The 14,371-nt window shown below is 37.9% G+C and carries 11 protein-coding genes and 1 pseudogene; 6 read left to right on the top strand and 6 right to left on the bottom strand.

What is annotated here, in order from left to right; translation table 11 throughout:
• Positions 1-5: 5 nt before the first annotated feature.
• Together queF and VYJ22_RS10635 are read left to right on the top strand one after the other, a co-directional pair.
• On the top strand, positions 6-476 hold the full coding sequence (gene queF / locus VYJ22_RS10640) for a preQ(1) synthase (protein WP_329904036.1): 471 nt from the start codon (positions 6-8) through the stop codon (positions 474-476).
• Positions 473-1,348, top strand: coding sequence for a diacylglycerol/lipid kinase family protein (locus VYJ22_RS10635; protein WP_329904035.1), 876 nt, complete (start codon positions 473-475; stop codon positions 1,346-1,348). Before queF ends, VYJ22_RS10635 begins: the two co-directional genes overlap by 4 nt.
• Before the next feature lie 230 nt (positions 1,349-1,578).
• On the opposite strand, the gene VYJ22_RS10630 is transcribed toward VYJ22_RS10635, so the two are convergent.
• Together VYJ22_RS10630 and VYJ22_RS10625 are read right to left on the bottom strand one after the other, a co-directional pair.
• Entirely contained in the window at positions 1,579-2,208 is a 630-nt protein-coding gene (locus VYJ22_RS10630; protein WP_329904034.1) for a peroxiredoxin, read from the bottom strand.
• Between the two features lie 276 nt (positions 2,209-2,484).
• A pseudogene (locus VYJ22_RS10625) lies at positions 2,485-2,721 on the bottom strand (transposase); the annotation flags it as partial.
• 362 nt (positions 2,722-3,083) lie between these two features.
• Here VYJ22_RS10625 and VYJ22_RS10620 point away from each other — a divergent pair.
• From VYJ22_RS10620 to VYJ22_RS10610, 3 genes are read left to right on the top strand one after another with little or no spacing between them, the layout of a single operon-like run.
• The gene (locus VYJ22_RS10620; protein ID WP_329904033.1) at positions 3,084-6,218 is read left to right on the top strand and encodes a SusC/RagA family TonB-linked outer membrane protein; all 3,135 of its coding nucleotides are present in this window, start codon (positions 3,084-3,086) and stop codon (positions 6,216-6,218) included.
• A 13-nt stretch (positions 6,219-6,231) separates the two neighbouring features.
• Positions 6,232-7,794: a RagB/SusD family nutrient uptake outer membrane protein gene (locus VYJ22_RS10615; RefSeq protein ID WP_329904032.1), complete on the top strand. Its 1,563-nt coding sequence runs from the start codon at positions 6,232-6,234 to the stop codon at positions 7,792-7,794.
• 11 nt (positions 7,795-7,805) lie between these two features.
• Positions 7,806-8,594 carry a hypothetical protein gene (locus VYJ22_RS10610; protein ID WP_329904031.1) on the top strand — a complete coding sequence of 263 codons (789 nt, stop codon included), beginning with the start codon at positions 7,806-7,808 and terminating at the stop codon, positions 8,592-8,594.
• A gap of 88 nt (positions 8,595-8,682) precedes the next feature.
• Here the strand turns inward: VYJ22_RS10610 and VYJ22_RS10605 are convergent, their stop codons facing one another.
• From VYJ22_RS10605 to VYJ22_RS10590, 4 genes are all read right to left on the bottom strand, one after another.
• Entirely contained in the window at positions 8,683-8,820 is a 138-nt protein-coding gene (locus VYJ22_RS10605) for a hypothetical protein (RefSeq protein ID WP_329904030.1), read from the bottom strand.
• Between the two features lie 693 nt (positions 8,821-9,513).
• Positions 9,514-10,752 (bottom strand): 3-deoxy-D-manno-octulosonic acid transferase, encoded by a 1,239-nt coding sequence (locus VYJ22_RS10600; RefSeq protein WP_329904029.1) that lies wholly within the window; start codon positions 10,750-10,752, stop codon positions 9,514-9,516.
• Positions 10,749-12,263: a glutamate--tRNA ligase gene (gene gltX, locus VYJ22_RS10595; RefSeq protein WP_329904028.1), complete on the bottom strand. Its 1,515-nt coding sequence runs from the start codon at positions 12,261-12,263 to the stop codon at positions 10,749-10,751. Before gltX ends, VYJ22_RS10600 begins: the two co-directional genes overlap by 4 nt.
• 310 nt (positions 12,264-12,573) lie before the next feature.
• On the bottom strand, positions 12,574-12,834 hold the full coding sequence (locus VYJ22_RS10590; RefSeq protein WP_329904027.1) for a hypothetical protein: 261 nt from the start codon (positions 12,832-12,834) through the stop codon (positions 12,574-12,576).
• 627 nt (positions 12,835-13,461) lie between these two features.
• On the opposite strand from VYJ22_RS10590, the gene VYJ22_RS10585 reads away from it, so the two are divergent.
• Positions 13,462-14,370, top strand: a complete 909-nt coding sequence (locus VYJ22_RS10585; RefSeq protein ID WP_329903135.1) for an IS982 family transposase — start codon at positions 13,462-13,464, stop codon at positions 14,368-14,370.
• Position 14,371 lies beyond the last annotated feature (1 nt).

Genomic DNA, 14,371 nt, shown 5'->3' with positions numbered 1-14,371 from the left:
ATATTATGAGCAGTATCAGAGAAGGAGAAAATGAACTAACTCATTTGGGCAACTCTACAACTTACAGTCAGGACTACGCCCCGGAAGTATTGGAAGCATTTACAAACAAACATCAAGATAATGATTATTGGGTCAAATTCAATTGTCCTGAATTTACCAGTCTTTGCCCAATAACAGGACAGCCTGATTTTGCCACAATATACATTAATTATATCCCGGATATAAAAATGGTGGAAAGCAAAAGCTTAAAGCTTTATCTATTCAGCTTTCGTAGCCATGGAGCTTTCCATGAGGATTGTGTAAACATCATCATGAAAGATCTGATAAAGCTTATGGATCCTAAATACATTGAGATACAGGGAGACTTTACGGCTCGCGGAGGCATCAGTATTTTGCCTTATTGCAACTATGGTCGTCCCGGGACGAAATATGAGCGCTTGGCTGAGACACGCCTTGCTAATCTGGATATGAGATGAAAAAGGCTCTGGCTATTATCAATCCTATTTCAGGGATTAGCTCCAAAGGAAGTATTCCGGAACTTTTGGCCGATGCTTTCAGAGACACAGATATCCAATTATTTCTTACCTATACCAAAGAAGGCGGACATGCTTATGACCTTGCCCGTACAGCGGTAGACCATGGGTATTATATGGTCATTGCTGTGGGGGGGGATGGTACAGTAAACGAAGTAGCCAAAGCTTTGCTATACTCCAGCGCTATCTTGGGCATTGTACCCAAGGGATCGGGTAATGGATTGGCAAGAGCGCTGAACTTGTCAATGAACGAGGGTAGGGCTATAGAGCAACTGGTAAAAGGCCGTGTACGGACTATAGATTGTTGTAAGGCCAATGAGCATCCTTTTTTCTGTACTTGTGGTATGGGGTTTGATGCCGAAGTAAGTGCCAAGTTTGCCGAGTCTCCTTTCCGTGGTCCCATAGCTTACGTCAAGACAGCTATTGAAAAGTTTATATCTTATACTCCCGGTTATTATGATGTGGAGTTTAATGACCAAAAGTTGAAGAAGGAGGCTTTCTTGATTGCTGCTGCCAACGCTAATCAATATGGCAACAATGCTTATATTGCACCCAATGCCAGCATGGAAGACGGAGTGATGGATCTGGTGATTATGAAACCGTTTCATGATATAAGAGCGGCACAGATGGCTTTACAACTTTTTACAAAGCAGTTGGATAAGAGTTCCAATACAGAGATTTACCAAACAAAGAAAGTAACCATTTGCAGGGAAAAGGACGGTGTGGTGCATCTTGATGGCGATGCTGTAAACATGGGTAAGAAGATTATTATAGAAGTGCTACCGCGATCCATCAAAGTAGTGGCTCCTGCTTGAACATAAAATCACATTCATACGCTATTGCTCCATTATGATATAATGTGAAGAGCTGGGAGTTTGAAAGCATTTACAATAATCTTTTATTGATATTAAATAGTAAGGGTGATACAAATCTTATTGATTTACATCACCCTTGCTATTTATGATTTTCTCATCCCGTAAATAATGAGAATTCTTATATGATACTCTCATTAAACAATCTTTTGTAAGATTGGTCGGAAGAGAGATTAGTGCTTGCTTAGATACTCTGATACACCTTTGTTATCTGCTTTCATTGCATCTTGGCCTTCATTCCAGTTCGCAGGACAAACTTCACCGTATTTTTCAACATGTTGCAAAGCTTCTACCATACGAAGTGCTTCATCTACATTACGCCCCAAAGGGAGGTCATTAATTACCACATGGCGCACTACTCCCGATTTATCAATCAGGAATAGACCACGATAAGCTACCGGCTCGCCGGTCATATAGGCATTGCCATCTTCATCGTAATCCATTTCTCCTGCAAGAACACCGTAGTTATCCGAAATCGTTTTCGCAAAGTCAGACACAATAGGGTACTCTACACCTTTGATACCACCTTGGCTCTTGTCCATTTGTAACCACTGGAAATGGGAGAACTGTGAATCTACCGAGCAACCCACTACTGCCACATCACGCTTTTCGAATTCAGCCAACTTGGCTTGGAAAGCATGAAGTTCTGTGGGGCAAACAAAGGTAAAGTCCATGGGATAGAAGAAGAAAATTACATACTTCTTACCCAGATATTGATCCAAAGAGAAATTCTCTATGATTTCGCTGCCTTTCACTGCTGTTGCATTGAATGAAGGCGCTTTTTTTCCTACTAAACTTGCCATAAATTTTTTGTTTTATTAATTTTATTAATTGTCTTGTTTCTTGCTATCGCAAAGATAAATGAGAGGGATTGGCATAACAAATATTTTAAATAGAACCTTTCAATCATATCATAAACTATATCAATAACGCATCTCATGACACATATGTTTTATAATGGCAAAGAGTATACATGTGTTTATTTTCTATTTTATCAAATTAAAAAGCATTGGACCTGCTTTGCTTATGCCTGTTGCATTTTATTTATTTTAACGTTAGTTCGGTCTAAGCGTGGGGTGCTAGTGGGTTGATGGATTGTGTATGATTTCTAGGTTTAATTCCGGTTTTTTTGGTAGCAGATTGTAGGCAATTATGCCGGCAATCAAATTAATGGCGAAATTATTGACGCTTCTGTGTCGTGTGTGCTCTATTTGACAAACGTTTTTGAGTAGGTCATTAACGGTTTCCACAAGGGCTCTTTTTCTGAGTAATATCCTATCATACAGGCTCATCAGAGTGTTTTTTATATTTTCTCGTGATGAATTTTTTAGAAGTCAATCTGTTATTTCAATCACTTATAAATTTGTAATCAATTACAGAATACCAAAAACATAAAAAGCAAATTTTAAAAACTAAATAAATAGTGTCATTTGGATAGATTTGTTCATTATGATGCTTTTATTTTAAAATAATTTGATTTCTTTTATTTTTTTCATGTTATAATTCCTAATTGACAGGAATAATCATCCTGAAGTAAATTTTTGTTATCTAGATTTTTGTATTAAAAAACAAACTGCTATATTAGCAGGACTAATACTATAAAAAATAATGAGGAGAGGTCATTCGAATTTAAGTCATAAATAATTTCCTAACATTATAATAATTTAAAGTTTAGAGTATGAAAAGATTTACGCTGTTTTTTGCAATCCTTTTTGCCTCGATAGGGATTGCTTTGGCACAACAGAAGGTTGTGAAGGGTGTAGTCATATCTGCTGAAGACAATGAGCCTATCATAGGCGCATCTGTTTTTGTTAAAGGCAACACTAAGATTGGTGCTGCTACGGATGTGAACGGTAAATTTACCCTCTCAGTACCGGCTGATGCCAAAATTCTTGTAGTATCTTCTGTTGGTATGGCTAATTTGGAAGTCAAAATCCAGCCCAATATGAAGATTATCATGAAATCCGACTCCAAACAATTGGATGAAGTTATGGTTGTTGCTTATGGAACAACAAAAAAAGAATCTTTTACAGGGTCTGCAGCTGTAATAAAGTCTGATAAGTTAGCTGAAAGACCTATTTCTAACGTTACGAAAGCTTTAGACGGTTTAGCCCCCGGGGTTATGGCTACTTCGGGCTCTGGACAACCCGGGGAGGGGGCTTCAATCATGATCCGTGGTATTGGTTCAATGAATGCAAGTGCAAGCCCGTTATATGTTGTGGATGGTGCTGCCTATGATGGTTATATTAACTCTATAAATCCAGATGACATTGCAACTATAACTATCTTGAAGGATGCGTCTGCTGGAGCTCTTTATGGTGCAAGAGGAGCTAATGGGGTAATTTTGATTACAACTAAAAAAGGGCGAGCTGGTAAAACTGCTGTTAATTTTAAAGCAACTTGGGGTTTTTCTTCTCGTGCAATTCCACGATATGAAACTGTTGATGCTGCCGGCTTTATTGAGGCAATGTATCAGCACTATAAAAATACTAATTTAGATGCAGGTCTAGATCCTATCGATGCCGGCAAAAAAGCAGTCAGAGATATGGTCTCCGGTAATGAGCCTATTTTCGGTAATAAAGAGATGTATAATCCATACAACATGCCTGCAGAGAAATTAATTGACCCGGCAACAGGCCTTGTGGATCCTTCTGCCAAATTGAATTATCATTCCGACTGGTTAAAGGAGGCTATGAGAAATAATCCTTTACGTCAAGATTATGTTGTTTCTGTTAGAGGAGGATCTGATAATACTAAATGGATGTACTCTCTCGGATATTTGGATGAGCTTGGACTGTTAAAAACAACTTCATTTAAGAGATATACGGGACGAATGAATATTGACACTAAGATGACTAATTGGATGAATGGCGGTTTAAGTTTTAACTATGCAAAGTCAGAGAGTAATTATGCATTAGGTTCCGGTTCTCAAAATGCAAATGTATGGTTTACTGCTCAACGCATGCCTACTATATATCCTTTGTATAAATTAGATGAAAACTTTAATCCTATTAATCAAGACGGCAAGCTTGTGTTCGATTATGGAGAGTTTCGTCCGGCTGGAGCTATCCCAAATAATAATCCAGTCGCCACCTTGTACGACGACAAGTCAAATACAGATAATGACAATCTAAGTGGTAAAACATATATAAATATTGAAAATACCAAAGACAATTTACTTCAGGGGCTAAAATTTGCATTAAATTTTAATTTTGATTTAATTAATTATAGAGCTTTTTCGTACAGAAATCCTAATAATGGGGATGGCAAGAAGTCACATGGATCTGCAACACACTACAGTGATAGATTCTTTTCCTACACCTTCAATCAATTGTTGACTTATGATAAAAGGTTTAATACTCATCATGTGGATTTATTATTGGGACATGAGTTCTATAGTTATAAAGCAAATAAACTGTCTGGTTACAAAACTAATTTTCCTTTTCTTGGTCTTTACGAGTTAGATGCAGCTGCAGTGCAACAATCCTCATCCAGTATCATGAATAATCATCGTATCGAGTCTATCTTGTCAAGATTTAATTATGATTTTGATAACAAATATTATTTTTCATTTAGTTATAGGAGGGATGCTTCTTCTCGTTTTAGAAAACAAAAACGTTGGGGTAATTTCTGGTCTGTAGGCGGAAATTGGAGAGTCAGCAAAGAACAATTTATGCAAGATGTAAAATGGGTTGACGAGCTCTCTTTAAGAATGAGTTACGGGGTGCAAGGAAATGAAAGTATAGGTATGTTATATGCTTGGCAACAATTATATGACTTAGGATATCCAAATGCCAGCTTCCCTGGAGCGATGTTGGGAAGCCTAGCAAATCCTGATTTGAAATGGGAGAAGAATGGTAATTTTAATATTGGGGTTGAGGGTTCACTTTTTAACAGACTGAAGTTTGGTATAGAATGGTATTCTCGAAAAACAAATGATATGTTAATGTTCGTTCCGATGGCTTCCTCATTAGGTTATGATGGATATAATGATAATGTCGGTTCAATGACTAACTCCGGGTTTGAGGTCTCACTGTCTGGGGATATAATTAAAACTAAAGATTTTAACTGGAATCTTTCCTTAATGGGGGCTACAATGAAGAACAAAGTTGATAAGCTTATTAATGGAAAAGATATTATTTCTGGATCGCGTATAACACGTGAAGGAGAAGTGTATGACTCTTATTTTCTACCTATATCAGCGGGAATTGATCCGGCAACAGGAGAACAATTATTTAAAGTTTGGGATACAGATAAAGACGGAGCTAAAGGCCCGGAATATATCACATCTAACCGAACAAAGGCTGAGTCATGCAGAGTAGTCGCCGGAAATAGATTTGCTGATTTATCAGGTTCAATCCAAAACTCATTAAAATATAGAAACTTTGATTTTGGTGTTATGTGTACTTACTCTATTGGCGGGAAAATGTTGGATGGAGTGTATTCCGGATTTTTAAGACCAGATCAATTAGGCTCTAATTTTTCTACTCATATTAAGAATGCTTGGAGAACTCCAGGGCAAGTAACGAATATCCCAAGAATAAAAATAGGCTCTAAGTATACAACGACTGATTCTGATCTTATTGATGCTTCATATTTTGCAATAAAGAATATTTCTTTGGGTTATAATATACCTCAGACATGGGTTCAAAAATGGGGTATAGTTGGGTTAAGATTGACGGCTACATGCGATAATGTGTATATGTTTACCCATTTGAAAGGAATGAATCCTCAGATGTCTTTAACAGGGGGTACATCTCATAGCTACGTTTCTACAAGAATGATTGCTTTTGGTCTTGATGTTAAATTTTAATTTTTTTGGCTTTATGAAGAAAAATATATATATAATGGCATTATTAGCCATATTTGCATTTCCTTCTTGTTCTGACGAATTAGATACTAATCCGACAGATAAGGTCCCCTATGATATGCTTTTTAAAGATGGCGAAAATGCCCAAACTGCAATAAATGGTATATATAGGTCTCTGTATACTGCTGGTTGGGGAAGTGGTTGGACTCATGAAAATCCAGGATTGATGACTATTCCTATTATGTGCAGTGCCTGGGGGGAAGACTTAGTTATAAAAGAATCTGGATCAGGTTGGTTTTACTATGACTATACACTACAAATAGCAGGTGATTACATTCACAAAAGTGGGCATTCTTATCAGATGTGGAATATGAATTATACAATTATTAATAATTCAAATGAGATTATAGGCTCGGAGAAGAGACTGACTGATCCTTTAGGCCAAAATGTGGTTGCCCAAGCTAAAGCTTTAAGAGCATTTGCTTATTTTAATCTTATTCAGCTATACCAACAAACATATGATGGTAATCAAGATAAGCCAGGTGTTCCTGTTTATACAGAGCCGGTATCTATCAAATCCGAAGGTAAGCCTCGAGGTACGGTAAAGGATGTATATACCCAAATCAATAAGGATTTAGATGAAGCAATCTCTATGTTTGAGAAGCTTGGACGGAAAAATCAGGTTGATCCGTCTCATATTGACTATTATGTGGCACAAGGATTCAAAGCAAGGGTTGCTTTGGTTATGCATGATTTTGAGAAGGCAGAAATCGCTGCTCAAGCAGCTTTGTCAAATCCATCTAAGAAATTAGCAACAATGAAGGAATTAGGTCATTTTAATAAGGTTGACGCTCCTTCTGTATTGTGGGGCTCAAAGATATTAAAAGATCAGTCTTTGACTATCCTTTCTATTTTTGGTCATTTTGATGCTTCTAATTCCAAAGGATTTTATGCAGAGAAGTCAAGAAAACTCATTTCTACGGGATTATACAACCAAATTTCTGGTACAGATTTAAGGAAATCTGGTAAAGAGTCTTGGTGGAATAGTGTACTGCCTGAGGATGCTGCATTGGGAGATCAAGTTTCATATTGTCAAGAAAAATTCAAATTTGATAATCCAAGTGATCAGACGGGTGACTATATTTATATGAGAATGGAAGAGATGTTATTAATTCTTTCTGAAGCTCAGTGTCAATTAGGGAAGTTTGGAGATGCTAAAGCTAATCTTAAAAAACTCATGGACTTGCGCGATCCAAAAGCTCAGGATGTATTGTCTAAATTATCTGATAGTAAGGATTATAGTAAGGATACTAATCAAATTCCAACTACATTGATGGAGGAGATTCTATTACAAAGAAGAATTGAATTATGGTGTGAAATACCTCGAATATGGGATTTGCAAAGGCTACATTTAGGCTACAATAGGTCTTATAGCGGATCTAATCATAGAGTAAAGGTTGATGCATCAAATACCACTGCAGCTGCTCCCAATTTTATTTTGCCAATTCCTATGGAGGAGTTTAATGGAAACAAATCAATGGATCCGGGTAAAGATCAAAATCCAATTGTCCAACTTTAAAATAAAAGAACATGACTAATATATTAAGATTAATTTTGGCATTTCTTTGTGCTATTGGGTTATTCTCATCTTGCAATAAAGAGCCTGAAGGTGTAAAATATTCCGTTGAATCAGGATTTAATGGAGTTACATTCTTGCAAAAAAGCTATTCAACCTCTATAGCACAACCTGAAATAAAAATCCAGGTGGCAAGATCTAATCCAAATGAGGAATATACTGCTAAATTAATAACCAAAGTATCCAAAGAAGTTTTGACGTATTTCGATATTCCTTCAAGTGTCAACTTTGAAAAAGGTGTATCATCTACGTATATCATTATTAAGGTTAAAGATTTTAAATCTTTACCTTACCTGGAAAGTTATTCATTTAACTTGTCATTTGAAGATGAGAAGCAAGTTTCATATTCAGGTAAGTCTTCTATTATTGTTTCAGCCACAAAGGCTTTAACATGGATTCCTTTGGGAAAAGCTACCATAAATGAGTATGATGTTTTGGTTGGTACGGATGATTTTAAGGGTAGCGTATTTAGAGGAAAGGAAGCAAATATATTTAAGGTTATGATGCCTTACAATGGAGATGATTCTGTCCCTGTAATTTTTAAATTATCAGAGGATTTTATGACGCTCGAATCTTTTCCTAAGCAATCATTGCAAAAATATTCAGTCTTTGTTGAAGGGGTAAGTTTAATTGTTAAAGGCAATGATTTAAACTTTAAAGTTAATTATTATCAGGGTCCTAAGCTAATTATTAAAAACTATGATTTGCTTATAAAGATGCCTGATGGATGGAATAAGAAATAAATATCTATTATAGAGTATCTTCAGTTGTAATATTTAACTTGAGACTGTTTCATAATGAATTAGTCGCAACAATTGAACAAATTAATAATTATTTATTCTGATCTAGAGCTCGGTATTGTACCGGGCTCTTCCCATTCAATCTTAGTTTCAAAAAGTTATCAACAAATTGAGACCGTTGCATAGCAGGCCAATTGCTTCGTTGCTTGTGAGATTCGCGCTTGGTCATTTACCTGAAGTAAACTCCCTGTGCACTCACTCTTAGCGCCTTGCACTTTACCCTCTCTGCCCGGTCAAAGAGTCTTTTGTCGGCTTTGCCTCCAAAATCCATGAGACTGTTGACTTTTGCAACAGTCTCAATTTGCATTTTTCTACTCAAGGTCATTGTGCATGGGCGTTTCACGCTCTATTTCTTCTCTTTTCCAACCCGCTATATTTATCTTGTTTAGCAGGGATTTTGGCAGGGCGGTTTTCTTTGTTTTTGAGCGTTTTTCGGTTTGCTTTTTTTTGATTTGAGAGAGGGTTCAGGTTTTGGGTATTTTTCGTTTTTGATGATTGGAAGGGTGATTTTGTCCGTTTTTTGTTGATGTTCTTTTTCCGCCCTTTGGGCGGTGTTTTTTGGGGGAGGAGGCTTTTCACTGCTTTGCAATGATATTGTATTCCGCCAAATGCGGAACATTTTATTTCTTGAGGTGTATAGGTCAAAAAACAGCCTCCTTTTTGACCTATACACCTCGGTTTATGTGCCTATGTTGATATATTTGATACTTCTTGTTTTTTTTGTTTTTGTCAGATAATACACCTCGTTAGAAGAGATAGAAGAAGCTGACTTCACAATCAATGAAGTCAGCTTCTTTCGTTTGAATTGCTACTATCCTACATAATAGCCTTTTGCAGCGGGCAATAAGTCTAAGTATAATCTTTATCGAAGAGGTTTGATTTCTCTAAGAATCTTCAGAGTAGCTCCCGTATTTTGCTTTACATATCTACCGGCATTCAGCCCGTATGCTTCACGAATGTCTTTGTTATCCATCCAACTATCCATTATGGTATTGAACTGGTCTGCCGATCCTATTAAGGCTGCACCTTTTTCCTGAATCAGATCTTTGGCCTCTTTGAATTTATTCATATTTGGCCCGATAATTACAGGTATACCATATACCGTAGCTTCCAATGTATTGTGAAGGCCATGTCCGAAACCTCCTCCTACATAGGCCATATCGCCATACCGATAAATAGAGGATAGCAATCCGAAGCAGTCTATGATGACACAGTCATACGAACCTAAGTCTTGCCCCTCGATCTGAGTGTAGCGTATGCATGGGCGGGATATGCGACTCTCGATTTCTTGTAAGTGTGGTTCGTCTATTTCATGTGGAGCGATGATGAGTTTCAAGTCCTTGCGACCATTGAAATAATCAGCAATGAACTCTTCATCCACAGGCCAGCTACTACCTGCTATCAGCACTGTGTTACCGACTGAGAATGCTGCTATGAGTGGAAGTTCTTTGGCATTCTCTGCTACACGCGATACACGGTCGAAGCGTGTATCGCCTGCTACAGTCACCTTGTTTATATTATGCCTGAGCAGTAGCGCTTTACTATCGCTGTCCTGAACGAAGAGCTTGTCGAAATAGGTAAGAAGCCTTCGGTACCAAAGTCCGTATTTTTTGAAAAACAATTGATCAGGTCTGAAGATCGCGGATATAATATAGGTGGGGATATGGCGCCTATGCAACTCTGTGAGAAACGTAGGCCAATAGTCATATTTCACAAATATAGCCATCACGGGATTTACATAATTTAGGAATCGTGTCACATGGCTATAGCTATCTTCCGGGAGGTAAACCACCCAGTCAGCACCGTTATAATCCTTCTTGACTTCGTACCCTGAAGGACTAAAGAATGACAACAATATCTTATGATCAGGGTAACAAATCCTAAAAGCTTCCATAAGAGGTCTTCCTTGCTCAAATTCCCCTAGTGAAGCGGCGTGTACCCATATGACGGGGTTATCCTGAAGAGCTTTCTTTTCCTTTTGCAGAAAAGGCCATAGGCGAGATCTTCCCTCAGATATTAGTTGGGCTTTGTGGTTAAAGGGGGTTGCTACTTTTATCCCCAATCCGTATAGATGTCCGGCTAAACTGCTTAGTAAATTCATCCCAAAGTCTTTATCGCCTTGTCAAGTCTCTCTAGAGTTTCCTCTTTTCCTATCAGGGCTGTAATATCGAAGATGTGTGGGCCTTTGCCTTCTCCTACAAGAGCGAGACGGAAAGCGTTCATGATCTTACCCATGTTGTAATTCTTCTCCTCTATCCAGTTTTTGACTGAAGTCTCTGTGGCTGCATCCTCAAAATTGTCAATGCTTTGTAGCAATTGGCTTAGCTCTAGCATCTGCGTAGCACTATCATCTTTCCAGCGTTTCTTTACTGTTTTTTCATCGTATTCAGATGGTGCTACGAAGAAGAATGAAGCTTGGTCCCATAGTTCTTTCACAAAGTTTACACGCTCTTTGACCAAGGCTACTACTTTGGATACATATTCCGGTGTTGTGGTAATATTATGCGTTGATAGCACGGGCATGAACAGAGAGGCCAGCTTATCATTGTCCATCATTTGGATATAATGATGATTGAACCATTTGCCTTTTTCGTAATCAAATTTGGCTCCGCTCTTGCTACATTTCTCAAGGTTGAAATGTTGTATCAATTCGTCCATATTCATTACTTCCACATCATTACCGGGATTCCAACCCAACAAAGCCAGGAAATTTATAACAGCTTCCGGCAGATATCCGCTTTCACGATATCCGCTGGATATTTCACCTGTTTTGGGGTCTTTCCATTCTAGTGGAAATACGGGAAAGCCCAATCTGTCTCCATCTCTTTTACTCAGTTTGCCATTGCCTTCGGGCTTGAGTAGAAGTGCAAGGTGTGCAAAGCGGGGCATAACCTCTTCCCACCCAAAGGCGCGATAAAGTAATACATGAAGTGGTGCACTGGGAAGCCATTCTTCGCCACGGATTACATGACTTATTTGCATCAGATAGTCATCGACAATGTTGGCCAAATGATACGTTGGTAATTGATCGGCACTTTTGTAGAGCACTTTGTCATCCAATATAGAAGAGTTGATTACTACTTTGCCTCTAATAATGTCATTGACCTCCACATCTATACCCGGCTCTATTTTGAAGCGTACTACATATTGGGTGCCTTCATCAATGAGCTTGCTTACCTCCTCTTGGGGCATGGTCAGAGAATTTCTCATCAAATCACGTGTATGTGCGTCATATTGGAAATTTTCTATCTCTTTCCTTTTCAGTTCCAGCTCTTCGGGAGTATCAAATGCAATGTAAGCTTTGCCATCGTCAAGAAGTTGCTTTACGTATTTTTTGTAAATATCTTTGCGCTCACTTTGTCTGTAAGGCCCCAAATTGCCTCCATAACCGACTCCTTCGTCGAATTTAATACCCAACCATTGTAGTGATTCTTTGATATAATCTTCTGCCCCCGGCACAAACCTATTGCTGTCTGTGTCTTCGATGCGTAGTATCATATCACCATTGTGCTGGCGTGCAAAAAGGTAATTGTAAAGGGCCGTGCGTACACCACCTATATGTAATGCTCCTGTGGGACTTGGGGCAAAACGTACTCTGACTTTTCTTTCCATGAGGATATACCAAGTAATATTATTTTCGGCAAAATTAAGAATATATTTTGTGTCTTACTCAAATATCAGAAAGTAAGTGTATATTCTTGCCAATTAGCATAGGAAATTGTCTATTTTTCACCGTTTATTTATGATTGTTAGAATCTCTTTGATGGTAACTTCTTTGCTCCCTGTTTGGGTAGAGAGTATGGGCAACCTCGCTATAGAGCTTCTATGGATGATCTGTTTACCAGCTCTCTCTTCAACCATATTTTCATGACAGGGTCGGGGATGACTGTTTGTTGCTTTTCAATCTCTATCAATTCTTTTTTTATAAGAGCTTTTTTACAATACTTACATTGGCTGAAGATCCGAGTTGATACTTTTGCAACGCATCTTGCGTTGTAAATTCCTTGTGTACTCCATCTATAATGGCACGTAAGAAGTTCATTTGGTATGTAGTAAGACTTTCTGTTTGTTTCTCAAACAGGGGCGTGTTTGGGTCTGTGATATCTTGATAAGCATCTGCAAAGTTTTGATCTTTAGCCTCTTCTTGTGTGTATATCCATACTAACCAAGCCAATTGCTGCACTTATGATGAGTGATTGTCTACTGTATAGCAGATCTTTTTGGCAAGTTCTTTTGATGTTCGTTTTCCTGTAGATTCAAAACGTTGGCAAATATATTTTACCCAGTCAGGTGTACTGTTTTTCGACAGATATATTGAATCACTAAATTTGTAGAGTGGAAGACTCCTTTTTTCAGAAAGCTCATTCATCAGATGCTTTTACTGCCGAATAGACAATATGACACGGATTTTTGTAATTGCCACACTCCTCGTAGACATTTCTGGATATTCTTTGAGTTTTTGAATTCTGCTATTTGTTGAAACTCATCAATGCACACCACAATGTTAAAACCTTTCTTATGAGCTGTTTTTCGGGTAATTGAAGTATTTCGTTAATGTCATCACTTTGTGGATTAAATTCGAGATACAAAGAGAAGTCGGACATAGGATCAGGTTCTATAGATATTTTGGACTGATGCGTGACAAAAATAACTTAACGTGAGTTCGATATAAGGGATAATAGGAATAATAGAGTTTAGAAAGTGTTGTAAATCAGTGTAATTTCTTATGTATTTCATTGCAAAAGTGGTGAATTATTTGTATCTTAGTAGTTGACAATCAATAAGATATAAACAAACAAAACACCACTTTATGAAAACAAATATAGTTGAAATTTTCTGTCTTACCGATGATTTTTCCAAACTTTTCGATACCTTGATTCAGCAAAGAACCCTTTGCGAAGGAAACAAAAAGCGAAGAAATCGCAAGTTTAGGATGTCCGATGCTGAAATCATGACTATTCTGATTCTTTTCCATCATTCGAGGTATCGCGATTTTAAGTCCTTTTATCTTCAATATATTACGCAACAATGTCATTCGGATTTTCCTTCGTTGGTCTCTTACAATCGTTTTGTGGAATTACAAAGCAAGGTGGCATTCAAACTAATTTCATTTCTCAATATGTGTTGTTTGGGCGAATGCACCGGTATCTCATTCATTGATTCCACACCTTTACGCACCTGCCATATCAAGCGGGCACACGGGCATAAGACCATGAAAGGATGGGCCCAAAAGGGCAAATGCAGTATGGGATGGTTCTATGGTTTCAAACTACATATTGTGATTAACGACCGGGGTGAAATCATTCAATATCAAATCACACCGGGGAATACGGATGACCGTGCTCCACTTAAAGGCGGAACCTTCACGAAGAAACTATTCGGCAAACTTGTTGCCGACAGAGGATACATCTCACAAAGTCTTTTCGATAAGCTCTTCATTGACGACATACACATGATTACGAAGATAAAGAAAAACATGAAAAACACTCTGATGAGCCTGTATGATAGGATATTACTCAGAAAAAGAGCACTTGTGGAAACCGTTAATGACCTACTCAAAAACGTTTGTCAAATAGAGCATACACGACACAGAAGCGTCAATAATTTCGCCATTAATTTGATTGCCGGCATAATTGCCTACAATCTGCTACCCAAAAAGCCGGAATTAAACCTAGAAATCATACACAATCCATCAACCCACTTAGTACATCACGCTTAGA

The sequence above is a fragment of the Porphyromonas pogonae genome (assembly GCF_036320655.1).
GTDB lineage: Bacteria > Bacteroidota > Bacteroidia > Bacteroidales > Porphyromonadaceae > Porphyromonas > Porphyromonas pogonae.
The sequence above is the reverse complement of the archived record's forward strand: the minus strand, read 5'-3'. Positions and strand labels throughout refer to the sequence as shown.